Source organism: Variovorax sp. RO1, assembly GCF_002849325.1.
Classification (GTDB): Bacteria; Pseudomonadota; Gammaproteobacteria; order Burkholderiales; family Burkholderiaceae_C; genus Variovorax.
Window position 1 is genome coordinate 272,979 of record NZ_PKMT01000004.1, and the last position, 25,169, is coordinate 298,147.

At 63.2% G+C, this 25,169-nt stretch carries 19 protein-coding genes and 2 pseudogenes; 7 read left to right on the plus strand and 14 right to left on the minus strand.

Annotated features, from left to right (window positions below; all coding sequences use genetic code 11):
* The first annotated feature begins 59 nt into the window (after positions 1-59).
* On the plus strand, positions 60-359 hold the full coding sequence (locus CY658_RS21595) for a putative quinol monooxygenase (protein WP_101492141.1): 300 nt from the start codon (positions 60-62) through the stop codon (positions 357-359).
* On the opposite strand, the gene CY658_RS21600 is transcribed toward CY658_RS21595, so the two are convergent.
* The 3 genes and pseudogenes from CY658_RS21600 to CY658_RS21610 all read right to left on the minus strand — a co-directional run bounded on the left by CY658_RS21600 (position 356) and on the right by CY658_RS21610 (position 3,010).
* Positions 356-1,075: a DsbA family protein gene (locus CY658_RS21600; RefSeq protein ID WP_374221127.1), complete on the minus strand. Its 720-nt coding sequence runs from the start codon at positions 1,073-1,075 to the stop codon at positions 356-358. The two genes, CY658_RS21595 and CY658_RS21600, sit on opposite strands and share 4 nt — an antisense overlap.
* 2 nt (positions 1,076-1,077) lie before the next feature.
* Positions 1,078-1,971: pseudogene (locus tag CY658_RS21605) on the minus strand (MBL fold metallo-hydrolase); the annotation flags it as partial.
* A gap of 121 nt (positions 1,972-2,092) precedes the next feature.
* Positions 2,093-3,010: a LysR family transcriptional regulator gene (locus CY658_RS21610; protein ID WP_101492144.1), complete on the minus strand. Its 918-nt coding sequence runs from the start codon at positions 3,008-3,010 to the stop codon at positions 2,093-2,095.
* A 99-nt stretch (positions 3,011-3,109) separates the two neighbouring features.
* Between CY658_RS21610 and CY658_RS21615 the strand changes: the two genes are divergently transcribed.
* The 3 genes from CY658_RS21615 to CY658_RS21625 are packed head-to-tail and all read left to right on the plus strand — an operon-like array spanning position 3,110 to position 6,274.
* The gene (locus CY658_RS21615) at positions 3,110-4,057 is read left to right on the plus strand and encodes a hydroxymethylglutaryl-CoA lyase (protein ID WP_101492145.1); all 948 of its coding nucleotides are present in this window, start codon (positions 3,110-3,112) and stop codon (positions 4,055-4,057) included.
* The gene (locus CY658_RS21620; protein WP_101492146.1) at positions 4,054-5,253 is read left to right on the plus strand and encodes a CaiB/BaiF CoA transferase family protein; all 1,200 of its coding nucleotides are present in this window, start codon (positions 4,054-4,056) and stop codon (positions 5,251-5,253) included. The genes CY658_RS21615 and CY658_RS21620 overlap by 4 nt, the downstream gene beginning before the upstream one ends.
* Positions 5,254-5,287: 34 nt before the next feature.
* Complete coding sequence (locus tag CY658_RS21625; RefSeq protein WP_101492147.1) at positions 5,288-6,274, plus strand: tripartite tricarboxylate transporter substrate binding protein; 987 nt, start codon at positions 5,288-5,290, stop codon at positions 6,272-6,274.
* 142 nt (positions 6,275-6,416) lie between these two features.
* On the opposite strand, the gene CY658_RS21630 is transcribed toward CY658_RS21625, so the two are convergent.
* From CY658_RS21630 to dnaG, 4 genes are all read right to left on the minus strand, one after another.
* The gene (locus tag CY658_RS21630) at positions 6,417-7,544 is read right to left on the minus strand and encodes an HPP family protein (protein ID WP_101492148.1); all 1,128 of its coding nucleotides are present in this window, start codon (positions 7,542-7,544) and stop codon (positions 6,417-6,419) included.
* A 12-nt stretch (positions 7,545-7,556) separates the two neighbouring features.
* On the minus strand, positions 7,557-8,795 hold the full coding sequence (locus CY658_RS21635; RefSeq protein WP_101492149.1) for a multidrug effflux MFS transporter: 1,239 nt from the start codon (positions 8,793-8,795) through the stop codon (positions 7,557-7,559).
* A gap of 107 nt (positions 8,796-8,902) precedes the next feature.
* Positions 8,903-11,269: an RNA polymerase sigma factor RpoD gene (rpoD, locus tag CY658_RS21640; protein ID WP_101492150.1), complete on the minus strand. Its 2,367-nt coding sequence runs from the start codon at positions 11,267-11,269 to the stop codon at positions 8,903-8,905.
* A 296-nt stretch (positions 11,270-11,565) separates the two neighbouring features.
* The gene (dnaG, locus tag CY658_RS21645; RefSeq protein ID WP_101492151.1) at positions 11,566-13,593 is read right to left on the minus strand and encodes a DNA primase; all 2,028 of its coding nucleotides are present in this window, start codon (positions 13,591-13,593) and stop codon (positions 11,566-11,568) included.
* 74 nt (positions 13,594-13,667) lie between these two features.
* On the opposite strand from dnaG, the pseudogene CY658_RS21650 reads away from it, so the two are divergent.
* The 3 genes and pseudogenes from CY658_RS21650 to CY658_RS21660 form a co-directional block, all read left to right on the plus strand.
* A pseudogene (locus tag CY658_RS21650) lies at positions 13,668-14,507 on the plus strand (YihY/virulence factor BrkB family protein); the annotation flags it as partial.
* Positions 14,508-14,775: 268 nt separating this feature from the next.
* Positions 14,776-14,958, plus strand: coding sequence for a YodC family protein (locus CY658_RS21655; RefSeq protein WP_101492153.1), 183 nt, complete (start codon positions 14,776-14,778; stop codon positions 14,956-14,958).
* Positions 14,955-15,224: a DUF6953 family protein gene (locus CY658_RS21660; protein ID WP_101492154.1), complete on the plus strand. Its 270-nt coding sequence runs from the start codon at positions 14,955-14,957 to the stop codon at positions 15,222-15,224. Before CY658_RS21655 ends, CY658_RS21660 begins: the two co-directional genes overlap by 4 nt.
* Positions 15,225-15,251: 27 nt before the next feature.
* Here CY658_RS21660 and CY658_RS21665 read toward each other — a convergent pair whose 3' ends face one another.
* From CY658_RS21665 to CY658_RS21695, 7 genes are read right to left on the minus strand one after another with little or no spacing between them, the layout of a single operon-like run.
* Positions 15,252-15,764, minus strand: a complete 513-nt coding sequence (locus CY658_RS21665; RefSeq protein ID WP_101492155.1) for a hypothetical protein — start codon at positions 15,762-15,764, stop codon at positions 15,252-15,254.
* 16 nt (positions 15,765-15,780) lie between these two features.
* On the minus strand, positions 15,781-19,194 hold the full coding sequence (locus tag CY658_RS21670; RefSeq protein WP_143713734.1) for a hypothetical protein: 3,414 nt from the start codon (positions 19,192-19,194) through the stop codon (positions 15,781-15,783).
* On the minus strand, positions 19,194-21,422 hold the full coding sequence (locus CY658_RS21675) for a hypothetical protein (protein ID WP_143713736.1): 2,229 nt from the start codon (positions 21,420-21,422) through the stop codon (positions 19,194-19,196). Before CY658_RS21675 ends, CY658_RS21670 begins: the two co-directional genes overlap by 1 nt.
* A complete protein-coding gene (locus tag CY658_RS21680; RefSeq protein ID WP_143713738.1) occupies positions 21,422-22,030 on the minus strand; it encodes a hypothetical protein in 609 nt (202 codons plus the stop codon). Before CY658_RS21680 ends, CY658_RS21675 begins: the two co-directional genes overlap by 1 nt.
* A 12-nt stretch (positions 22,031-22,042) precedes the next feature.
* Complete coding sequence (locus tag CY658_RS21685) at positions 22,043-22,504, minus strand: GNAT family N-acetyltransferase (RefSeq protein ID WP_101492159.1); 462 nt, start codon at positions 22,502-22,504, stop codon at positions 22,043-22,045.
* A gap of 43 nt (positions 22,505-22,547) precedes the next feature.
* The gene (locus CY658_RS21690) at positions 22,548-24,506 is read right to left on the minus strand and encodes a hypothetical protein (RefSeq protein WP_180839012.1); all 1,959 of its coding nucleotides are present in this window, start codon (positions 24,504-24,506) and stop codon (positions 22,548-22,550) included.
* 17 nt (positions 24,507-24,523) lie between these two features.
* Positions 24,524-25,090, minus strand: a complete 567-nt coding sequence (locus tag CY658_RS21695) for a hypothetical protein (protein ID WP_101492161.1) — start codon at positions 25,088-25,090, stop codon at positions 24,524-24,526.
* Positions 25,091-25,169: the final 79 nt, after the last annotated feature.

The window sequence follows — 25,169 nt, forward strand, 5'->3', positions numbered from 1 at the left end:
TGTGCGGGCATCACCGCAGACTGCAGGCAACAAAACTTCTTGCCGCAGCGCACCGACCCATGAGCACCACGCCCCTCATCAGCATCGCCGTATTGAAGGCCAGGACCGGCCAGCGCGAGGCGCTGCGCGACGCCTTGAGCGCGCTGGTGGCGCCCACGCGGCAGGAGCCTGGCTGCCTCGACTACACCTTGTTCGAACTGCGCGACGAACCCGGCAGCTTCTACATGCGCGAGTCGTTCCAGGACCAGGCCGCGCTGGATGCGCACTTCGCTACGCCGTACTTCCAGGCTTTCGAAAAGCGGTTCGGCGAACTGCTGGACGCGCCGATCCGGCTGGTGTTCCTGGAGAAGGTCGCCTAGATCGCGCAGCCGTCGGGGCCGCACGCTTCAGGCGCTGCAGCTGCTGAAGGCGTCGGCGCGACGAAGGTGGCGAGTTGCGCCTTCCAGTCGTCCGCACGCCCCAGCCACGGCCCGATGTCGATGCGGCCCGTGCTGCCATCGGCCTGCGCCAGCACGAAGGTCGGGAAGCCCTGGCCGCCCGCGCGCTGCAGCAGGTCGCGGCTGGCGGCGATGTGCTGTGCGGTGGCGTCGCCCGTGTGCTGCTCGAAGGCGGTGGCGAAAGCCTCGGCATCGAAGCCGAGTTCGGCCGCCAGTGCGGCGAGCACGCCGGCTTCCGCGATGCGCTGGCCTTCGACGTAGTGCGCCTGCTGCACACGGTGCGCCATGTCGAGCCCGCCGCCCGCGCGCAGCGATTCGGCGGCGAGGATGGCGGTGATCGGCGGGGCGGAATCCATCACCGCGCCGCTGTCGCGCAGCAGGCCTTCGAAGTAGGCCTCGCCGAAGGGCTGGCCCGTGAGTTCGGCGATGCGCTTGTCGTGCGGGATCACGTAGTCGCGCCACTGCGGCGTGATGGGGCGGCGGTTGGCGCCGGTCATCATGCCGCCGCCGTGGAACGCGACGCGCAGGCCCGGCACGGCGCGTGCCGCCTCGACCAGCGGCGCGGCGGCGTAGCACCAGCCGCACAGCGGATCGAAGATGTAGTGCAGGGTGGCGGTGCCGCCGTTGCTGCTGGTTATTGCGGCCACTTCATTTCTCCCTTGATGACCTTGGCGCCGAGTTCGAGCGACGAGGCGTCTTCGAGCTTCGGGTAGCGCTGCTTCATGGCGGCGATCAACGCAGCCGAGTCCTTGGCCTTGGTGGCTTCGGTCTCGAAGGCCTTGAGGTAGTCGCGCGTGAACTTCACCGAGGCCACGGTGTAGGGCGCCGAGCCGTCGGCGTTGGGCAGGTAGTGACCGGGCACCACGGTCTTGGGGTGCAGCGCGGCGATGCGGTCGAGCGTCTTGAGCCAGTCGCGGCGCGACTGCACCGTTTGCGTGTCGGCCACCCAGACGTGGATGTTGGCCGACACCGGAATGCCCCCGACCACCGCCTTCAGCGAGGGAATCCACGCGAAGGTGCGCGCGGGTGTGGAACCGCCGAGGCCGACGACCTGGATCTTCTTGCCTTCGAGCGTGAGGCTGTTGCCGGCCAGCGGCTCGGGCACGACCAGCGCCTGGGGCGCGTTGTCCTTGAGGATCGGGCCCCAGTGCGCGAGCTTGCCGTCCTTCGAGGCCTGGATGGCGGCCACGGTCTGCGGCGTGGCGACGATCTTCGCGTCGGGGAACGCGGCGCGGATCACGTCGAGGCCGAAGTAGTAGTCGGGGTCGCTGTGGCTGATGTAGACCGTGGTCAGCTTCTTGCCGCTGTCCTTGATCTTCTGCACCAGCGCCTGCGCGTCGTTGCGCTGGAATTGGGCGTCGACCAGCACGGCATCGGTGGCGCCGGCGACCAGCGTCGACGACACGGGGAACATCGACTTCGTGCCGGGGTTGTAGACGTCGATCTTCAGCGGCTGGGCAGCCTGGGCGGCGAGCGGCGCGAGAGCAAATGCGGCGGACAGGGCGGCGGCGGCAACGAGTGTTCTGCGGAACATGGCGGTGTCTTTCGGTCGGTGGGTTGGATGGGTGACAGCGTGAACAGACCGAATGTTAGGTTGCGGGAAACGAAACAAAAACCACCGCCAGGACAATGGATCGTTTCGGTTATCGGACGAATCAGCTGTCTTCTGCGCGGTCCGTGGCGCACCGCTCGAGGTGCGCCACCAGCAGCTGCGCCGAGGGCGACAGCGTCGCCTCGCTGCGAAAGCAGATCGCAAAACGCCGGCGCGCCCAGTCGTCCGTGAGCGGCATCAGCCGCAGCCCGAAGGCCTCGGTGAAGGGCCGGGCGACTTCCGCGGGCACCACGCTGATGGCCAACCCCGCGCGCACCACGCGCAGCGCCGCGTCGAAGTTGGACACCAGCACGCGGTACACGAGCGGCTTGCCGGCCACGGCCGCCTCGCGCGCGAGCATGAGCTGCACGGCGCTCAGCGCGGGCATGCCGACGAATTCGTGGTCGAGCACCTGCTCGAAGCGCACCGCGTCGTGGCGCGCCACGGGGTGCGACGGGTGCGCGACGATCGCCAGGTGGTCCGAGCGGTAGTCGCGCCGCTCCAGCCCGTCGAGGTCGGCCGCGTCCCAGCACAGGCCGATGGAGGCCACGCCCTCGCGGATGCCGCGCACGATCTCGGGGCTCACGCGCTCTTCCATGTCGACGCGGATGTTGCGGTGCGCCGGGTCTTGCAGAAAGCCGGCCACGTCCTCGGCCAGTGATTCGGCCATGACCGAGGCCGACGCCAGGATGCGCACATGCCCACGCGCGCCGCCCGCATACGCCGCCATGTCGCGCTCGATGCGGGTGGCGCTGCCGAGCATGGCGCGTGCGTGTTCGAGCAGCGTTTCGCCGGCCGGCGTGGGCACCACGCCGCGGCGCTTGCGCAGCAGCAGCGGCGTGCCGACCGTGTCTTCGAGCTGCGCGAGGCGCTTGCTGATCGCCGAGCCGACGATGTTCGCTTGCTCGCCCGCGCGCGCAATGCTGCGGCTCTCGCAGACGGCGACGAACAGGCGCAGGGTGGTCAGGTCGAGGTCTCTCATGAAGTTCCAATATGGAAGCGAATGGCTTCCAAAATATACCTTCAGGACTGAATCGGAACTTCTACGATGGGCGCCATTCCCTCACGACGGAGACAAAACTTGATTCACGCCTTCCTGCCGCCGCGCGCGGTCGTCCGCGAAGTGGGCCTGCGCGACGGGCTGCAAAGCATCGCCCGCGTGCTGCCCACGGCGCACAAGCTCGAATGGATTCGCGACGCGCACGCGGCCGGCCAGCGCGAGATCGAGGTCGGCTCGTTCGTGCCGGCGCACCTGCTGCCGCAGCTGGCGGACACGGCCGAACTGCTGGCGTATGCGAAGACGTTGCCGGGGCTTTTCGCCTCGGTGCTCGTGCCCAACCTCAAGGGCGCCGAGCGCGCGATTGCGGGCGAGGCCGACCTGATGATGGTGCCGCTGTCGGCCAGCCACGCGCACAGCCTCGCCAACCTGCGCAAGACGCCCGACGAAGTGGTGGCCGAGGTCGGTCGCATGCGCGCGGCGCGCGATGCGGCGGGTTCGAAAACGCTGATCGACGGGGGCGTCGGCACGGCGTTCGGTTGCACGATCCAGGGCCATGTCGAACCTGACGAAGTGCTGCGGCTGATGCAGGCATTGCTCGATGCCGGCGCCGACCGCGTGAGCCTGGCCGACACGGTGGGCTACGCCGATCCGGCGATGGTGCGCAGCCTGTTCGAGCGCGCGCTGCGCATCGCGGGCGACCGCCTGTGGTGCGGCCATTTCCACGACACGCGCGGGCTGGGGCTCGCGAATGTCTACGCGGCATTGGAGGTCGGCGTCACGCGCTTCGATGCGTGCTTGGCCGGCATCGGCGGCTGTCCGCATGCGCCGGGCGCGAGCGGCAATGTCGACACCGAGGACCTCGTCTTCATGTTGGAGAGCATGGGCGTGGCGACGGGCGTCGACCTGCCAAGGCTGCTCGACCTGCGCAAGCGCGTGGCCGGCTGGCTTGATGGCGAGACGCTGCAGGGCACGGTGTGGCGCGCGGGCTTTCCGAAGACCTTTGCACTGTCGGAAGGCGTCGCGGCATGAGCAACGAAGCAAAGCGCCTGCCGCTCGCGGGCATCCGCGTGGTCGAGTTCACGCACATGGTCATGGGGCCGACCTGCGGCATGGTGCTCGCGGACCTCGGCGCGGAAGTCATCAAGGTCGAGCCCATCGACGGCGACCGCACGCGGCATTTGCTGGGCGCGGGCGCGGGCTTCTTCCCGATGTTCAACCGCAACAAGAAGAGCATCGCGCTCGACCTGCGCCACCCGCAGGGGCTCGAAGCCGCGCTGCGGCTGTGCGCCACGGCCGACGTGGTGGCGCAGAACTTCCGGCCCGGCACGATGGACAAGTACGGGCTCGGTTATGCCGCGCTGGGCAAGCTCAATCCGCGCCTCGTGTACGTGAACCACACGGGCTTTCTGCCCGGCCCGTACGAGCACCGCACCGCACTCGACGAGGTGGTGCAGATGATGGGCGGGCTCGCTTACATGACGGGCCGCCCCGGTGATCCGCTGCGCGCGGGCACCAGCGTGAACGACATCATGGGCGGCATGTTCGGCGCCATCGGCGCGATCGCCGCGCTGATGCAGCGCGCTGAAACCGGCAAGGGGCAAGAGGTGCAGTCGGCGCTGTTCGAGAACAACGTGTTCCTCGTCGGCCAGCACATGCTGCAGTACGCCATCACGGGGCAGGCGGCGGCGCCGATGCCCGAGCGCATCTCGGCCTGGGCGCTGTACGACGTGTTCACCGTGAAGGACGGCGAGCAGATCTTCCTGGCGGCGGTGAGCGACGCGCAATGGAAGACCTTCTGCGACGCGCTGGGCTTCGACGACCTGAAGGCCGACGCCACGCTGCAGACCAACAACGACCGCGTGCGCCTGCGCCCCAGCTTGCTGGCCGCGTTGCGCACGCGCCTGGCCGACCGATCAGCCGCGGAGTTGTCGGCGATCTTCGAGGCGCGCGGCCTGCCGTTCGCGCCGATCACGCGGCCCGAAGACCTGTATGCCGATCCACACCTGAAGGCCACCGGCGGGCTCGCGGACATCCGCCTGCCCGACGGCGAACGCGCTGGCGAGATGGCGCAGACGACGCTGTTCCCGATCACGCTCGGCGGCGAGCGCCTGGGCGTGCGGCTGCATCCGCCGACGCTGGGCGAACACACGCGCGAGCTGCTGGCCGAGCTGGGCTACGCCGGCGCGCAGGTGGATGCGATGCATGCCGACGCGGCCATCGCCTGAGTGCTTCATCCAAAACAAGACGAGAGACAAGACCATGACCACGAACTTTTTTCCGATGAACCGTCGCGCGATGCTGGGCTTGGGCGCAAGCGCCGCGGCGCTCGCCGCGTTTCCTGCGCTCGCGCAGGGCTCCGACAAACCGATCCGCTTCATCCTGCCGATCAGCGCAGGATCGGGCGTGGACGCCATCGCGCGCGCCGCCTCGGTCGCGCTCGGCAAGGCGCTGGGCCAGCCGGTGGTGATCGAGAACCTGCCGGGCGCCGGCGGCATCACCGGCACGTCGGCGGTGATCAAGGCACCGCCCGACGGGTTCACGCTCGGCATGGTGTCGAACAACCATGTGATCAACCCGAGCGTGTTCAAGAAGATGCCCTTCGATGCGATCAACGACATCACGCCGATCAGCGTGGTCGGCGCCACGCCGCTGGTGCTGGCCGTGAACCCGAAGCTGCCCGCGAAGAACGTGAAGGAGCTGGTGGCGCTGCTGCGCGCGAAACCCGAGGGCTACAACTACGCCTCGTCGGGCAACGGCACCATCATCCACCTCGCGGGCGAGATGTTCATGGACGAGGCCGGCGTGAAGGCGCGGCACATTCCGTACAAGGGCACGGGGCCGATGGTGACCGACATGATCGCGGGGCAGGTCGAGATGGGCGTGGTCGCGCTGCCGGCGGTGCAGCCGCATCTGAAGAGCGGCGCGCTGCGCGCCATCGGCGTGTGCGGCCCGGCACGCTCGCCGGCCGCGCCCGACATGCCGACCATCGCGGAGCAGGGGCTGCCGAACTATGCGGTCGAAGGCTGGTTCGCGGTGATCGGCCCGCCGAAGATGCAGCCGGCTGACGTCAAGCGCGTGCACGAGGCCATCGTGGCCGCCTTTGCCGCGCCCGAGGTGCGCGAGGCGATGGACAAGCAGGGCAACATCGTCAAGCCCACGTCGCCCGAGCAGGCCGCGAGCTACTTCCGTACGGAGGCCGCGCGCTATGCGGCGCTGGTGAAGAAGGCGAACGTGGTCTTGGAATGAAGGTCTTGCTCCTTCCCCTCCCGGGGGAAGGTTGGGATGGGGGCACGCGGCCTTCGATGAAGCGCCGCGTTGTCACAGAGGCTGTCGTGCCCCCACCCCGACCCTCCCCCGGAAGGGGAGGGAGAAATACACGCGAGGCCTATCAGGCCGGGCTCACCGCGCGGTACAGCGCTCGCACGAAATCCGACTGCGTGATCATCCCCGTCAGCCGCCTCTCGCTGTCGATGATCGGGATGTGGTGGTGGCCGCCTTCGGAGAACAGCGGCACCAGCTCGACCACCGGCCGGTCGGCGCTGGCCACGCGCACCTGGCGCGTCATGATCTGGCCGACCACCTCGGGCTTGTTCGAGATCACCGTGCGCGTGGCGCGGATCAGGTCGCGCAGCCGGCCCGCGATGCCGTCGTGGTGCTGCAGGTCGAGCTGGCGAAAGAAGTCGGCTTGCGTGACGATGCCGACCACGCGGCGCGTGCGGTCGGTGACCGGCAGCGCCTTGATGCGGTGCTGGTGCATCAGCGTCCAGGCTTCCTGCAGCGGCGTGCCGAACTCCACCGAGATCGGCGTGCCCGACATGATGTCGGCGCAGTGCAGCGTGCCCAGGCGGCGCTTGTACGACTCGAGCTCGGTCTGCTGGATCAGCGACTCGAGGTCGTCGCGGCTGATGTCCAGCACCTGGTTGTAGCGCGCCAGCACGGCGTCGATGTCGCTCTGGCTGAAGCGCGCATCAGGCGAAGGCGGGCGCGCCACCTGCACGTGCGGATAGCGCCGCCCCGTGAGCGTGTTGTAGGCCACGCCGGCCAGCACCAGCAGCACCGAGTTCAGGAGCACGGGGAACAGCGCCGCCGAGAAGTCGGTGGTGTGCGTGAGCACCGCCAGCAGCGCCGCCGCGCCGCCGGGCGGGTGCAGGCAGCGCGTGAAGAACATCAGGCCGATGGCGAGCGCCACGGCCACGGCGGCGGCGAGCGCGGTGTCGGGAATCCAGCTGGCGCAGGCGATGCCCACGAGCGTTGACAGCGTGTTGCCGCCGATCACCGACCAGGGCTGGGCCAGCGGGCTGGCGGGCACGGCGAACACGAGCACGGCGGTGGCGCCCATCGGCGCGACCAGCCACACGGCGTGCTCCAGCGGGACGGCCAGCCAGCGGCAGAGCAGGCCGGTGATGAGCAGCCCGATGCCTGCGCCGCCCACGGCGCGCAGGCGCTCGCGCGCGTTGACGTTGGAAGGGCCCGGGAGCCAGGCGCGCAGATAAGTCCACAGTGCGGCGAATCGCATCCCCCGTCTCCCTCAGGCTTCGTCGTGAGCCACCCGACGCCCGATGTCGGGCCAACGGTGGTGCAGCCAGACCCAGGCGACCAGCCCGATCGAGAGCATCAGCGCGGAGGTGAGGGCCAGTGCCAGCGTGGAGTGCATCACCAGCGGCGCCACCGCGCCGGCCACGACGCCGTTGGCGGTGGAGCCGATGACGGCCTGCAATGACGACGCCATGCCGCGGCGCTCGGGGTGCAGGTCGAGCACCAGCAGCGTGACCACGGGCACCATCAGCGCCCAGCCGAAGGCGAACACCGCCAGCGGCCACACGGCCCAGGCCACGTGCGCCTGGAAGAAGATGTTGGCCACCACGTTGACCACCGAGGTGACCATCATGATCAGGAAGCCGTCGCGGATCTGCCGCTTGGGCGCCACCTTGCCGGCCATGCGGCCGCTGGCGCGCGCGCCGAGCATGATGCCGCCGATGGTCAGCAGGAAGAACCAGAAGAACTGCTGCGGCTGCAGCGCCAGGTGGTCGCCCAGGAACGCGGGCGCGGCCAGCACGTAGAGGAACATCCCGTTGAAGGGCACGCCGCTCGCAAAGGCCAGCAGCAGAAAGCGCGGGTCGGAGCACAGGTCGCGGTAGCCGCGCATCAGGTGGCGCACCTGGAAGGGCTGGCGATGGTCCTTGTGCAGCGTTTCGGGCAGCAGCTTGTAGTTGGCGACGAACAGCACGACGCCCACGGCCACGAGGAACCAGAAGATCGAGTGCCAGCCCGCATGCACGAACAGGAAGCCGCCCACGATAGGCGCGATGGCCGGTGCCACGCCGAAGTAGATCGTGACCTGGCTCATCACGCGCTGCGCCTCGGCCGGCGGGAACATGTCGCGGATGACGGCGCGCGACACCACGATGCCGGCGCCGGTCGACAGGCCCTGCAGTCCGCGGAACAGCACCAGCTGCGTGATGTTCTGCGACAGCGCGCAGCCCAGCGAGGCGAGCGTGAACACGGCCAGTCCCCACAGCACCACCGGCCGGCGCCCGAAGCTGTCCGACAGCGCACCGTGGAACAGGTTCATGAACGCGAAGCCGAACAGGTAGGCCGACAGCGTCTGCTGCATCTCGGCCGGCGTCGCGCCGATGGAGTGCGCGATGCCCGCGAACGCCGGGATGTAGGTGTCGATGGAGAAGGGCCCGAGCATGCCCAGCACGGCGAGCAGCACGGCAAGCGCCCAGCGCGGGGCCTGCCAGAGTTTGTCTGCGTCGGGATTCATGGAAAGACGGCTCCGTTGTACTTGGTGTGTGTGTCGGTGGAAAAAACGAGAACGCCCGCCGCCCGGGTGAGGGGCAAGGCGGGCGCTTGGGCTTCAGCGAACCTGGATTACAGGGTGTCGATGAAGCTGCGCAGCTTGTCGGAACGCGACGGGTGCTTCAGCTTGCGCAGCGCCTTGGCTTCGATCTGGCGGATGCGCTCGCGGGTCACGTCGAACTGCTTGCCGACTTCTTCCAGCGTGTGGTCGGTCGACATTTCGATGCCGAAGCGCATGCGCAGCACCTTGGCTTCGCGCGGCGTGAGGCTGTCGAGGATGTCCTTGACCACGTCGCGCAGGCCGGCTTGCATCGCGGCCTCGATGGGGGCCGTGTTGCTGCTGTCCTCGATGAAGTCGCCCAGGTGCGAATCGTCGTCGTCGCCGATGGGGGTTTCCATCGAGATCGGCTCTTTCGCGATCTTCATGATCTTGCGGATCTTGTCTTCCGGGATCTCCATCTTGGCGGCCAGGATGCCGGCGTCGGGCTCGAAGCCGAACTCCTGCAAATGCTGGCGCGAGATGCGGTTCATCTTGTTGATCGTCTCGATCATGTGCACCGGGATGCGGATGGTGCGCGCCTGGTCGGCGATCGAGCGCGTGATGGCCTGGCGGATCCACCACGTCGCGTACGTCGAGAACTTGTAGCCGCGACGGTATTCGAACTTGTCGACCGCCTTCATCAGGCCGATGTTGCCTTCCTGGATCAGGTCCAGGAACTGCAGGCCGCGGTTGGTGTACTTCTTGGCGATGGAGATCACGAGGCGCAGGTTGGCCTCGATCATTTCCTTCTTGGCATCGCGCGAGGACGATTCGCCCTCGTTCATGCGCTTGTTGATGTCCTTGAGCTCGGTCAGCGGCACCACCACACGCGACTGGATGTCGGTGAGTTTTTGCTGCAGTTCCTGCACCGGCGGGATGTTGCGCGCGAGCACGGCGCTCCAGGGCTTGCCGGCTGCAGACTGCTTCTCGACCCACTTGAGGTTGAGCAGGTTCGAGGCGATGCGGTTGCCGTTCTTGTCGAAGCCGCTGAAGTCGCGGATGAACTCGTCCTGCGGGAAGCCGCACTTGTCCACGATGATGCGGCGCAGTTCGCGTTCCTTCTTGCGAACGTCGTCCACCTGCGTGCGCACCAGGTCGCACAGCTTCTCGATGGTCTTCGCCGTGAAGCGGATGGTCATGAGCTCGTCGGACACGGCCTGCTGGGCCTTGGTGTACGCCGGCGTGCCGTAGCCTTCCTTCTCGTAGATCTTGTGGATCTTCTCGAACATTTCGGCAATGCGGTCGAAGCGCGCGAGGGCTTCGTTCTTGAGCTCTTCGAGCTTCTTGGTCAGGGCCTTGGAGCCGCCCTTGCCGTCGTCGTCGTCTTCTTCGTCGAATTCGTCGAAGTCTTCTTCGGCCACGTAGTCGTCGGCCTCGTTCGGGTTCGAGAAGCCGTCGACGATGGTCGAGATGACGACCTTGCCTTCACGGATGGTCGCGGCCATCTCGAGGATCGCGGCGATGGTGGCGGGGGAAGCCGAGATGGCTTCCATCATGGCCATCAGGCCGCCTTCGATGCGCTTGGCGATTTCGATTTCGCCTTCGCGCGTCAGCAGCTCGACCGTGCCCATTTCGCGCATGTACATGCGAACGGGGTCGGTCGTGCGGCCGAATTCGCTGTCCACAGTGGACAGAGCCGCTTCGGCTTCTTCTTCGGCTTCTTCCACCGTGGTGGCGGTGGGCGCGGTGTTGTTCAGCAGCAGGGTTTCGGCGTCGGGCGTCTGCTCGTACACCGCCACACCCATGTCGTTGAGCATGGTGACCACGACTTCCATGGTCTCGGCGTCGACCAGCTTGTCGGGCAAGTGGTCGGAGATTTCGCCGTGCGTGAGGTAGCCGCGGGTCTTGCCCAGCGTGATCAGGGTCTTCAGGCGCGAGCGGCGCTTGGCCAGGTCTTCTTCGGAGAGCACGGTCTCGTCGAGGCCGAACTCCTTCATCAAGGCGCGTTCCTTCGCCTTGCTGATCTTCATGCGCAGCGGCTTGACCTTCTCTTCGGTGGTCGCGACGACCGCGGGCTCGTCACCGGCCAGGTCTTCCTCGATGTCCGACAGGTCGATGTCGCTCTCGCCGGCTTCCTTGGCGGCCTTGGGCTTGCGCCCGCGCTTGGCGCCGGTGGCGGGCGCAGCTGCAGCAGCGCTGGCGGCCTTGGGCGGGCGGCCAACTTTCTTGGCGGCGGGGGCAGCCGTGGCAGTGGCTGCGGCTTTCTTGGGATCGTCGAGAGAGGTCGATTTCGTGGGCACGGGTTTCACTTTCGTTGCGGCTGCCGTTTTGGACGCGGCGGCAGCCGTCTTGGTTGCCGGTTTGGCACCGGCTTTCAACGGTTTCTCTGCTGCGGGCTTGGTGGCGACGCTTTTGACGCTTTTTGCAAGTGAAGGAGCAGGCTTCTTTGAACTGGGCATACGACCTCGTTACGACAAGAAAAGACAAGCGGGATCACAGGCGCGCCGTCACGCGGACAGCACCACCAGGCCCGTGCACAGGCACGGACAGAACAATTGGGAAATGAGGAATTAATTCCTCATCAGGCAAGATGTCGGGCGAACATTTGGTATGCAGTCCTTGCGGTTATTGACCCTTTCCGCCGGAATTTACCGTTGGAGTGCGTTGCGCTAGGGGTCGGCCCGGAGGTGCTGCTGTCGCTCTTGCCTAATTTCGCCAGTTGCGAAGCCCTACATTATAGCCTGTTGCGCAAATTTCAAGCAGTATCTGTCCCCGACGCGCGAATGCGGTCTCGCAATTCGAGCCGGCGGGCTTCCAGCGCCTTGTAGCGTTCCAGGGCTTTCGGGTCTTTTCCGACCGAAGCGATGGCCTCGCTCTGCTGGGCCTTCAGGCGGTCGTCGAGCATGAAGTCGAGCACGCTCGCCAGCTCCTTGGCGGCATCGGCCAAATGTTGTTCTTCCTCGCCTTCGGGCACCGGACCGGCCTCCGACACGCTCATGAGGCGCTCGGCCAGCGGCGCGAAATCGAGCCCGCGCAGGCCTTCGCGCAGCGCCGCCCACGGTTGCACGCCGTGCTCGTGCAGCTGGCTGTCCAGCCAGGTGAAGAGGCCGCCGTGCTCGCCCGGCAGGTCGCACAGCATCACATGCAGCTCGTGCGACAGCGCCTCCCACTGCGCCATGTTCGACAGCACCAGCCGCACCGCCACGTCGGGTCGGCTCGGCGGCTTGCCGCGTCCGCGCAGCGGCTCGATGGGTTCCTCGAACTTGCCGCCCCAGCGCTTGCCCTTGGTGAACTTGCGCGGCTGGAACTTGGGTTTGCTCTCGTTTTCGTAGCGCGGGGGCTCGTAGTCCTGCGTCGGCGGCATGTCCGGGTAGTAGTCGCCCGGGTCGTTGCCGTAGCTGTCGGGCTCGCTATGGCGCTGCGGGGCCTGCGACGGCGCACCGGCACCCTTGCGGGGGCCGGGCGCGGCGGTGGCCCACAGGTCGGACAGCGCCGCGGCGTCGAGCTGGACCAGCGTGGCGATCTCGCTGAGCAGCTGCCGCTTGAGCGCGCCGTCGGGCATGGCGCTCCAGAGCGGGCGCACGTTGCTCGTCATGTGGGCGCGGCCCTCGGCCGAACTCAGGTCGCAGCCTTCGCGGGCGGCCTCGAGCATGAAGCGCGACAGCGGCGTGGCCTCGGCCACGAAGCCGGCGAAGGCCTCGGCGCCGTGCGCGCGGATGTAGCTGTCGGGGTCGTGCTCGGCCGGCAGGAACAGGAATTTGATGCTGCGCGTGTCGGTCGCGTAGGGCAGGGCGCCGTCGAGCGCCTTGCGCGCGGCACGGCGTCCGGCGGCGTCGCCGTCGAAGCTGAATACCACCGACTCGGTGAAGCGGAAGAGCTTTTGCACGTGCTCGGTGGTGCAGGCCGTGCCCAGCGTGGCCACCGCGTTCGGAAAACCGAGCTGGGCCAGCGCCACCACGTCCATGTAGCCCTCGGTGACGAGCGCGTAGCCGCGGTCACGGAAGGCGGCGCGCGCCTCGTACAGGCCGTAGAGCTCGCGGCCCTTGCTGAAGACGGGCGTTTCGGGCGAATTCAGGTACTTGGGCTTTTCGTCGCCGAGCACGCGCCCGCCGAAGCCGATGCACTCGCCCTTGACGTTGCGGATCGGGAACATCACACGGTCGCGAAAGCGGTCGTAGCGCTTGGCCTCTTCGTCGCTGAGCTTGCCTTCCTCGTTGTTGACGATCACCAGCCCGCTCTCGGCAAGCAGCGGATCGTCGTAGTCGGGAAACACGCTGGCCAGCGCGCGCCAGCCGGCCGGCGCATAGCCGATGCCGAACTGCTTGGCGACCTCGCCCGACACGCCGCGGCCCTTGAGGTAGTCGATGGCGCCGGGCGCCTGGCGCAGCGCCTTGCGGTAGGCGTCGCCGGCTTTCTCGAGCACGTCGGTCAGCGTGGCCTGTTTCTGGCGCTGGGTGGCGGCGCGGGCGCGCTCGGCGGGCGAGACGTCGTCTTCGGGCACGACCAGGCCGTACTGGCCGGCCAGGTCGTGCACGGCTTCGACGAAGCCCATGCCCGCATGTTCCATGAGGAAGCCGATGGCGTTGCCGTGCACGCCGCAACCGAAGCAGTGATAGAACTGCTTCGTCGGGCTGACCGAGAACGAGGGCGACTTCTCGCCGTGGAAGGGGCACAGCCCCATGAAATTGGCGCCGGCCTTCTTGAGCTGAACGTAGCGGCCGACAATTTCGACCACATCGGCGCGCGCGATGAGTTCCTGGATGAATGAAGCGGGGATGGTCATGGCTGCGGGGAGCGGCAAATCATACGCAAGCGCGCGGGCGGCATACTGAACCCCGCCGCAAATCCACATCACGCATGAAGACGCCCCTGCCTTTGCAACACGCCGCGCCGCTGCTGCGCCATCCGCTGCGCTTCGTCTGGGGTGCGCTCAAGGACTTCCGTGCCAACCAGGGGTTGCTGTTGGCGGGGGCGGTCGCCTACTACGCGCTGCTGTCCATCGTGCCGCTGCTGATCGTGAGCGTCATGGCGCTGTCGCACGTGATCGACCAGGGCGAGCTGCTGCGCACCATCGGGCGCTACCTTGAGTGGCTGCTGCCGGGGCAGTCGAAAGCCATCGTGGCCGAGCTGTCGAGCTTCCTGGACCACCGCTCCGTGCTCGGGCCGGTGCTGCTGGTGACGATGATTTTCTTCAGTTCGCTGGCGTTCAGCGTGCTCGAAAGCGCCATGGCGGTGATCTTTCACCACCGCAAGGACGATCACAAGCGCCACTTTCTCGTGTCGGTGGCGATGCCGTACCTCTACATCCTGAGCCTGTGCGCAGGGTTGTTGCTGGTCACGCTGGTGTCGGGCGCGCTGCAGCTCGTGGGGCAGGAAAGCGTCGACCTGCTGGGGCGCAGCTGGTCGCTGTCGGGCATTTCGGGGGTGTTGCTGTACCTGCTCGGGCTGGGCGGCGAGATCTTCATGCTGACCTCGCTCTACCTCGTGATGCCGGCCGGGCGCATGTCGTTGCGGCATGCGTTGCTGGGCGGCGTGACCGCTGCGCTCTTGTGGGAGGCCACGCGGCGCGTGCTGATCTGGTACTTTTCGACGCTGTCGCAGGTGAACATCGTCTACGGCTCGCTCACCACGGCGATCGTGGTGCTGCTGAGCCTGGAAATCGCCGCCATGCTGGTGCTGCTCGGGGCCCAGGTGATCGCGAACTACGAGCGCCTGGACCGCACCGGCAGCACGAAGCTGCCGGCGTCCGAGATCAGCGAGGGGCCAATCGAATCGCTCCGTCCAGACGAATCACCTCGCCGTTGAGCATGTCGTTCTCGATGAGCTGAAAAGGTCGGTGTTCCCCGGCGATGATTTCACCCGGATAAAATCTGATCCCTTTTCTGAGCCCAGTCGCCGTTCCCCTCTTGAACCCGAGCTTTGTGCGCCAATCTACAAAGCTGGTTTAACAAAAAATGGAGAGAGCGTGGCGAACAAATACGAACGTGGAGACATCGTCAAGCTGAATAGCGGCGGCCCAGACATGTCTGTGAAGACGGTCCCGTCGGAAGCTCGCGTGTGGTTCCGATGTGACTGGTTTGCAGGAAAGAAGCTCGAATCGGGCGAGTTCCGTGAGGAACAACTGATCTTGGTCAAGAAGAAGCCGTGACTCCGGAAGACCTCGCACAGTGGATGTACGCACGTCTTGTAGATCAGGAGTGCGTCTACCAAGATGAGTCGGTGGATCACGCGTTGTATCCCGATGGTCATGATGCGTTGTACAAAGTGACCGACGACGGAAACATTCATCTGGCGAAAGAAGTCCTGGCAGCGTTCAGGAAGTTGGATGACGAAAACGTCGTATGGGTCAAGCCGGATCGTTACTGGCGGTGGCGCTGCGACACAGACGAGCCAGGACGCGAACAGCGCGGTTGAAGAAAGGGACCATCGAGGTCCCTTTTTTTACTTCGACGCCTTCGCCATCAGCTTTTGAGCATTCTTGAACAGCAGCACGTTGTCGCCGTTGTTCTCCTTGGCGTCTTCCTTCTTGATGTTGTACTTGTCCTCCAAGGACTCCTGCATCTTCTGAAGCATGGTCACGGTCGCCATCGTCTCTTTCAGGATCGACATCTGGCTCTTGCGACGTTCAACGGCATCGCGGTCGAACAGCTGATCGACCTTGACGAGCAGAAGGCCCTGTAGCTCCTGGCAGAACTGACGCAGCATCTCGTTGATCGCCACGCCCAGTTGAGCGTGCATCTCCTTTTTCTCTTCGTAGCTCTTCTTCAGGCGAGCACGGTTGCGAGCGGCGTTTGATGTCTCTTGTGCACGGCGACGATTCTTCAACGCCAGTGCCGCCTTCTCTTCGACCGCCTTTGCTGCTCGCTCAGCCTTCGCCATCGCACGATCCATGATCGACGTCTCGACAGCTTCCACGGCTGGCGTGAACTGCGAGAGGTTTACTTTTTCTTCCATCCCTGTCTCCTTGTTGTTATTGGTTCTCTCGGTGGTGCTCGTACTTCAGGATGAGCTTCGTGAACATCTGGCCGAGTGGCGTGTTCAGGTACGGCATCAGCTGCGAGCTGTTCATCCAGATCTTTTCTTTCTTCTCGTCCGTCAGCGTGTCGTCGGTCGCCAACTGCCCGAGGCCCTTGACGCTCTTTGCGACACGTCCGATGCCGCCCATGATCGGAACGGATTCCTTCTCCATGCTGTACTTCGGTGTCAGGCCGAGCCATTCACCAGCTTGACCCATTGAAGGCTCAAGCACCTTCATCGCCGTCATCAGCAAAGAGGAGGGTAGAAGAAGTGTGTTGTTCAGCGCTCGGCCCCAGATCGCGTTCTGCGTGCGCTCGTCGTCAATGTCGTGCTTTCCGTACATCAGCTGCCACGTGTAGGCGCCCGCGTAGTTGTACGCTGCGAGCTTCATGTACGTCTTCAGGATCTCAGTAGGTCCAGCCTGGAACGTGGGAACAATCTGCTTGTCGATTGCCGCACGAATGAAAGACGTGAACTGAAGCACGGTCGAGAAGAAACCGGAATGCTCCCCGCGCTCGATCACCATCTTGGTCGTCGCGTCAGGTTCAAGGATGTACGAGTTGATGGCGCGCTTGTTGAACCCCATGAAGTGCTCGGCTGCCTGTGCGTCATCCCACAGATGGGTATTTGGGTAGTCGATCCCGTCCACTGTCTGGCCGTGCCTCAAGACCTGCACATGCACGCGCTGTGTCATCGGATCATCAAGGTTCGTCGCCAGACCGAAACGGTTGTATTCGGACAACTGTGTTTCGTTCAGTGATCGATTGCCCTTCAGGAACTTGATGAAGTTGTCATTGATGTCGGTCGTCATCATCTTGCGGCCGGAATCGTTGAAAGCCTTCATGCCGCTGAAGACGTGAGTCGTATCAGCGAACCACTGAGCACCGCGCCTCCATGTTGAGACGCGAGCACGGTCCATCTCAGAGACGACCGTATTCATGCCGTCGTTCATCGAGTCATACATGAAGTGGCGTTGGATCGTTCCAAGGCGTCGTGCCTGTTCGAAGTCAATCGATCCTGGTGCCGATGGGTCAGCAATCGCACGTCGGATGCCTGCGACGATCTCAGTAGGGAACTCGACGAACACACGTTTGATCGAATCGAGCACCGTCATCGAGTGCAAGTCGCCCATGTTCGCGTTCAGCGAGCGACCGAGCATCATCCCGCTCATTCCAGTGCGGAGAGTTGAAATGATGTCCGATTGCTTCTCAGCAACGCCAAGCGCCCGATCCAGGCCCCATTGAAGCTGCTCTGTGTCCTTCTTTGCTCTCGTGAGAATCTTTGCCTGCTCAGCTTCAAACTGACCCGGCTTCAGGTCTGCTCGTTGACCAAGTTCGACAATCTGGTTCTCAGCCTCTTGATGAACCTGTGCGATACGTTTGTTGTAGACGGTTGTCCACTCAGGGCTTTCGAAGTGCTCACGAGGAACGATGGCACGGGCGCTACGCTTGACATACATCTCCGTCAGAAGACTCGCATCGTTCTCAAGGAAGTCGATGAAGGCATTCGTCGGCAAGTGCCCGAGAACGACACCCTTTGAGGAATCCGGTCCACCAGTTGCACCACGGAACTCAAGCGCGCTGAACTCACCATCGGAGTCACGGAAGTGATGGTAGAGGCGCCAAGCCTGATCAAGCGGCGTGCCTTCGATCTCAGGATTGTGGAAGCGAGCAGCGATGCGGACGAACGGCGGCAGGTCATCACCCGGGATCATCGCAATGATCTTGTCGCGACTCCACAGGCGAGCTTGGCCGTACGTTTCCGAAATTCCACGCTCAGCATCGGTGTCGATACGCCACGCGCCAGCGCGGTTTCCTCGTGTAGCAATGTCGTTCGTGATCTGCTGATTGAGCATTCGGCTGTAACGGGTGACGGATGGGATCGGTGCTTCAAATCCGTTGTCGCCGGCGAACTTCGCCAGCATGTTGAAGTCCTTGCGTGCAGGGTCGTTCGCCATGCTTCTACGCGTCCCTTTCAGCACAGGGATTTCTGCAGCATTTGAACGGAAGCGATCCACAAGCTCATACGCGCGAATGCGGTCGCCGTTCGTGATCACCTGTTCCGCCCAATCGACAATCGCCTCGTGCTGCTCGGCACTCATCTTCGACCACTCGGCCTTGTACTCAGAAAGGTTGTGGTTCTCCAGTTCATCCAGCTTGTCGAGGTAACGATGCTTGAACGATTCGACCTTCGAGCCAAGAGGCATAGGGTTGCCCGAGCCTGATTCGGAAAGACGTGTTGCGGTGTTGAGGGGAAGCAAGTCAGCTGCCAGCGCGCGTGTGCTTTGGTTCTTCGACATCAGCATGTAGCTGTTGAAAGTCGTTGTCGCATCCCACTTGTCGCCGGTCAGATTGCGCGCCAACCGGTCAACGCCGGTTGCGACAGCCGTCAGGCGTGGACTGGTTGAGTCGAGCGCGTACTGACCCGGAACACCATCAAACGGGAATGTTGCAGGCGTGTCATGCCCGCGCCCCAGAAGTTGTCCTGGCTGGGCGTAGGCTGCACCGCCACTGTGATCTGGAGCTTCAATGTCCTTGCCGACCTGATCGACTACCGTGCGTGGTGGAAGGCCTTGCATTAAAGAGTCATCGAACAATTCAAACTGACGGCCAGCCTCATCGCTACGAACACGGAGGTTGTTCGCCGCTGCCGTTTCGCCAAGAACTTCGTCCTTGCGGGCGACGAGAGGTGCGTTGTTCCATGAGCGTAGAGGCGTCGTGTCAGGTTCGAGGACTGCTTTTCCAAGCTCTTGCTCGGCTGTCGTCCCCTTGTTGATGAATGCCTGACGTGCAGCTTCTTCGTTCGGGCCAACGGAGGCTCGGCGAGCGATAGCGCCACCGATACCTTCAAATGCGCCTTGGAATGCACCACCAAGGATTGCAGCGCCAGCGACGGTGTATGCGGATTCCTGCATCGTGCGGGTTTCCTGCAGCTGGTGCAGCGCTGTTTCCTTGCCCGCCGTCAACGCCGCATTCGTACCCGAAGCGATGCCAACACGAGCCACAACCGCACCGACGCGGGAAAGCGTTGCCGGGATGGCACGGTAAGCCACTGGAGGGACGGCAAGCGATGCCAAGGTGCCGAGCAACACTTCATCCTGAGAGAACGTAGCGCGAATCTGTTGGCCGAAGGAGGCATAGCTCAGGAGGTCACGTGCTTCGTCCTCCTGCTGCTTCTTGACCTCAGGCGCATCGTTGCGGTGGTCGAAGTTGTCGATTACGTTGTTTAGGCGAGCGTCAGCCGCACGGACCTCCTTGAACGTCGGGCGCCATTGATCACCCATAGCAGAGCGGGAATTGACGTTGTCACCCTGTGTGTGGGTCAATTGTGTGGAGAGCCGCTCTTCCGGCTTGAGTAGACCTGCCATTACCAGTCTCCCTGTGGTTGTTGTGTGCTTGGGTTGCTAGGGGTGTTGAAGCTGGCAGCAGATCGAGCGAGAGGGTTGCCCTTCTTTCCTGTGCGCTCTGCGAGTCCTGGCTTCTTGACGATCACCTCCGGTGGGCGCTTGTCGTTCGGATCGAATTCGATCTCTACCGGGCCGCGCGCGTCAATGAGAGGCTTCGGAACCCCCGTGCGTTTGTCCAGGACGTTGACGCGATAGACAGGGTGCTTTCCCTTCTGACCGACGTACGTGTACTGCGTGTTCTCTGTGCCGCTCAGCGTTGTGGTGATAACGACGTCCTTGCCGTCCTTGTCCAGACCGCGTTCATTGATCTGAAAGCCCTTCAGGTATTTCTCCTGCTGGTACTTCAGGTCCGGCTCGGCAATGCCGAACTTGTCCGGCTGCTTGTAGCGGACGACCTTCTTGCCGTCTGTTGTTGAGACGGAGTAGTCACGCTGAACAACTGCCGCAGCGTCTTTCGATGCAGCGTCAGCGTCCTGGTTGTTCGTCTTGAATGAGTTGCCGAAGTTCGCCTGGTACGTCGCTTCCACCTGAGGCGGAAGGGTTGCGCCCTTGAAGGCAGGACCGAGAACCTTCTGTGCAGAGAACGGAGCCATCTTGGTGGACGTGCTGTCCGTGTTCAGCTTGATGCGGTCCTTGATGACAGCTTGTTCCTCGGGCGTGCGGATCTGGTCATCGAGTACGCCCTTGCGAGCGGCCTCAGGTGTCATGCCGTGGCGGTCCACGTTGTGAATGATCGTCTGCATCGGCTTCGGCAGCTGCTCCATGACGTTCGAATCGATCTTCGTCAGGGTGGACAGCCGGCGAACTGCATCTGCCGCAATCGCGGGGTCGTTGCTGTTTGCGCGTTGCTTCAGTTCGCGTTCGCGCTTCTCTGGGAGGTAGCCAAAGCGACCGACATACTGCTGGTCGAAATCTTGTTGCTGTGCCGGGTTGAGCTTGTTGTATCCGTTCGCCGTCTGAAGCTTGTCGTATAGCGCGTCGCCCATCTTGCGGCTCTTCGGATCGGTTGGATCGATCCGTGCGCCACTGGCAACGAAGTCACCAAGGCCAGCATCCGCTTGACCTTCCTTGGCAACGCGGTTCGCATCTGCTTGTGCCTTGCGCTGGCGTTGCTCAAGTTCATTCGTCATCTGGACGACGCTGCGACCAACGACATCGAGCATGGGGTTGCCCGGATCGTTGGCGATCATGTCCTTCATCTTTGAGCGTTCAAGTACAAGGCGTTGGCCGATCTGGTGAGAGCTCGTCTTCGGATCGGTCATGAACAGAATCACTTCGTTCTGGTAGCCGTTCGCCTCGACGCGCTGTTGCTTCTCCAGTTCGCGTGCCTTCTCTTCATCCGCACGCTTGGCGTACTGACCGAAGTCGTTTTGCAAGTCGAGCAGCTTTGTCGTTGAGAATCCGCGCAGCGGGTCGGCTATCAATGCAGACTGGTCGCCCGACTTGTCAGCGGCAGCACGTAGCGCAAGGCTGGCATCCGTCAGCTCAACAACCCGCTTCGGGTCTTGGATGGCGAGCGTCTTCATCGCACCGTCACTCCAGATGCGGTTCTTGCGAGTCGCTACTTGGTCAGGCGTGAACAACACTGCAGCCGGACCCGATTCGTAGGCCTCTGCTGCCGCGGCACTGGCTGCAAGCGCACCCAAGATGTCACCGCCCGCGCTCAACGTTGCAGCGCGTGTCTGGTGGCTCTGGGCGATCTGCTCGATGTTGCGACGACCAATGTCAGCGATGCGAGGTTGAACGACACTGCGCATGTACGATTCATTTGCCGCGCCGACCCACTTCTGTTCGTAAGCGCCTTTCTCGTCTCCCAGCCAGTCGACCTTGTACTTCGGCGAAAGTTCTGCCTTCGCTTGATCCAGACGTTGGTTGTAGTCGGTCTGAAGCTGTTCGGGCGTCCACATCTCGCCCTTTTCCTGTTGCTGTTTCTGCTGCTCGACACGAATCTGTGCTTCACGCGCACCCAGTTCAGCGCCGTACGCTTCGAGCTTCTGTCTGTCGTTTGTGATGCCAGCCTTGCGGATGACTTCTGCACTCTGTTCAATCGTGTCGCCCAGCTTCGCCATTGCGAGCGCTGGCAGCGTTGCAGATTGAATGGAGTCTTCCGGAACGAGTTGTGCCGCGCGTGGTGCCTGGGCAGCACCAGCACTCAGTTTTCCGAATGTGTTACGTGGATCAAGCGCCATTATTCGCGTCCCCATTTGAATGTGTCACCCCATCCGGCCACCTGTGGGCTGCTGGAGCTTGTTGTTGTTCTTGCGCCGGAGTTGTACTTGCCTGCTGCGCTGACAGCAGAACTGAGCAACGTGCCGACTGCCTGTGCTTGAAGTGCTTGACCTTGCGCATCGCCTTGCTTGATCTGCTGCATTGCGTTCGACGTGCCACCCTTGATGATGTTTTCTGCGCCAAGCTTTCCGGCGATGTACTTCTGGCCGCCGTCATGGAGCATCGCCAGAGCGTCAGCAGCGACGAGGTTGTCCGTCTCTTCTTGGAGGACTTGGGCGGTTCCGCTGTCGTACGTGAAGCCAGACGCAGCGACGAGCGCCTGCTGTGAGCTGCGGAACTCGCGTGCTTGGCCTTGAAGCTTCTGCGCGTTCACCTGAGCAACACGGCGTGCTTCCTCTGCCTCGTACATCAGCGCACCGGCCTCTGCACCTGCGTTCTGTGCGGCAATAGCGGCACTGTCCCGGCCGGCGCGTGATGCAGCCTTACCTGCTTGCGCTTGTTGGTTCGCGCTGTACGCGCCAGCGGCTACGGTTACACCCGCAATCACCAGTGATGAAACTGCTGCCATCTTCCTGTCCCTTTACAAATCTAGCTTGTAGAAGCCGCCGACGTGTTCCATACCTACGTACTGGTACAGCCGCTCGACGTGCTTCGAGAACACACCTGTTGTGTTCGTCACTTGCGCCTGTGATGCGCCTTTTTCTCTCGCCTGACGGAACGCTTCTTTGAGAAGGTTCACTGCCGTCATTCCGCCGCGATGTGCCGGGTGGATGAACAGGGCGTTGTCGTACATCACCTTCGTCGTGCGGCAGAACCACATCACGTCTACACCGCCAACGAATCCACCGACGATCTCTCCGCTGTCATCACGGCAAACGATCACGATGCCGCTATCAGAATCAACCAGGTTGACGAGGATGTCGAACACCTTCCCGCCGTCGAAATCGTTGTAGCGCCCATAGTTCGGGCTCTCGTTGAACATGACGACTGCCAGCTTCACCAGCGGCAGCACGTCCTCCATAGTTGCGTTCTCAATAATCATGTTGTGTCTCCCTTGCTTCTCTATTTATGTTTCGCAGGGAGCACTAGTCGTTCACGGATACCTTCATGACGACCGCCAGCAACGTGAACGGCATCGGCAGTTCTTGTTCGATCTTCATGTTGAGCGGTGTTCCCCAGCCCATCGACGCGAGGCGCTTGTCACCGGAGTACGGAACGGGAGCCTTGTCGGCAAGCTGTCCAATTGAATTGAACGCAACTGGGCTGCCGTTCACCTTGCAACTGACCGTCTGATCGACAACCAGAGTGACTTCGTGGACTGATAGCTGGCGACCGCGAGCTGTACCGCCATCCACCTGAGGGTTCGGGTGGAGAAGTTCGATCGTTGTCGTGTACGGAAGGCCGATGGCGACTTCCTTTGCTGCCACATCGAGCACGATCTGACCGCCCGTGACGATCTTGCGTGTGGCATTGCTGTTGTCACCGACGATGACGACTTCCTTACCCTCTAGGTGGCCCAGTCCCGTCCAAGTTGTTTTGGCAACCGCATTGGCACCGAAGATCGTGGCGTCGGACAGGGACTTCAGCACATAGTCAATGCTCTCGATGTACTTCTTGTAGACGCCGTTGACGAGGCGTTCGACGCAAACATAGGTCGTGTCGCTGTTGTTCTCAGGGATCGTCGCCACGGCCTTGAACCAGCCGTCCGTATCATGGCGCGCCCACGCAATGACATCCTGTTCGTTCAGGTAGGTCAGAGAGACAAGGTAGCCGTCCTTGCGGATCAGCCAGACATTGAAGTCCGGGTCTTGCTGGAACGCCATGTCGATGACACCTGTGCCCGTGATGTGTTCGGAAGTCACGGTCATGTCGGCTGCGGTGTTCGACCCTTTGCCCAGGTCATAGGCTGCAGCACGGACACGGCGGCCGTCGCGCTGGACAAACACAGCAGCGTTCCCGATGCGCAGAGGGGAGACGAGGTTGCAGCCGTATGTGGTCTGAGGTTTGACGATGGCCGTCTTTGGTGTGTAGACGCCACTCGTTGAACTCATCACGAACTCGTTTGCGTAGCTCATGATCAGCAGGTCCGTTGGGGACGGCACCATGTGCAAGATCATGTCGTTGGAAGAGCTTGCGAGCGTCAGTTCGACACCGTCGTTGTCGTCCGGTCCGCGTGTGAAGTTCGTGATGTCGAGGTCTGAGCCTGACTTCGAACCCCATAGCGTCTGTGGTTGTGCTGGAGTGCCAGCCAGGAACATGCGCTGTTGGTAGAAGGCAATCGCGGCTGGGTAGTTGCCTGCTTTGAAAAGCAGGGCCATCGCGCCTGACACGGAGCCGACGACGCTCCATTCCTGGCGTTGCGAGTCGGCATAAATGCAAGTGACCGTCCATGTCTCGGCTGGGCTTCCTGCTTTGCTCGCTGCAACCATCTGGCCGTAGCCGGTTCCTGCGAATGTCGCAGTAGCAGCGCCCCCACCGCCAGGACTCGTCACGGTGAACACGCCGCCTGCCGTGTATGGGTTCGTTGTGTTGCTGATGATGCGGAAGCGAATGTTCGCGTTCTCGTACCAGTAGTCCGTCAGAGCGCGGTGGACGAACGCCATGTCAGTGAATGTCCAGCTGGTATCGCCAGTACGGAAGAGGCGCTTCGGCGGGTAGTTCGGGTGCGTGAAGTACACGCTGTTGCCGAACTGGGCAAAGCGAAGTTCGTTCAGTTCGTCGCTCGTGTACGGGTGCGTGATTTCGTAGCGAACGCCCGGCGATGTCTCGATGAAGTCGCCGTCCTTGATGAACTGGATGCGGCTGTTGTTGAACACGCACAAGAAGCTCTGCGTGCGCGAGTAGATGAACGGCACCAACTTGACGGCGAACGAGCTGTCACGCACCTCGCCATGGAAGAACGTGCCAGGACGACGCTTCGTTCCACCGTGATAGAACGGCAGAGCGTTGAGCATCGTCTTCGTGCTGGTGTCGTAACCCTTGAGGTCCGTGCGACCAAGCATCTTCGGAGAGACTTCACCGCCCAAGAAGGCGGTCTGGATCATCGTTGTCTTCGCCATGCTTAGAACCTCACGGCGATGAACGAGCTGGCATCTGGGCCGAAGTCGTCTGAGATGTCCTCCGAGGCGTCGATGGCAAGTGCCGATTGCAGGGCGAGTTGGAGGTTTTGCTGAGCGAGCGATACCTGATCGGCACTCTTGGTGATCGGATACGCGAGGCGAAGTGTCATCGCCGCCGTCAGAACCTCGATGAACCCCTGCGACCACTGCGATGTGTCGGTCACTTCAGCGACGTACTTGAGGAAGCACGTGCTCTTGTTCGTGACGATGCGACGGCCTTCAGCGTTGTACTTCTGGTCGCCGTCAACAGTCAGGATGCGCAGGCAATCCGCCGGGAGCGTGAACTGATACTTGTATTGGTAGAGCGGCGTTTCGACATCTGGCGGTAGCTCGATGCGACGGATGGCGAAGTTCCACGGGTGCTTGTCGAGGTATGCGCGAACGAGTTGCTCATAGAACGTGTTGCAGAGAGCGGCTTCCGTCCCTGCGTCGTTCAGACTGTGAATTGGATTTGCGCCGAGTTGCGCAAGTGCGATGTTGCAGATCGAGACTGCGCTGACCATTGCCATGAGACATCCCCCTAGATGGATTCGTTAGGGGGTATTTATGGAAACGGTGGACCGGATGAGAGGCGACTGACAAATGAGC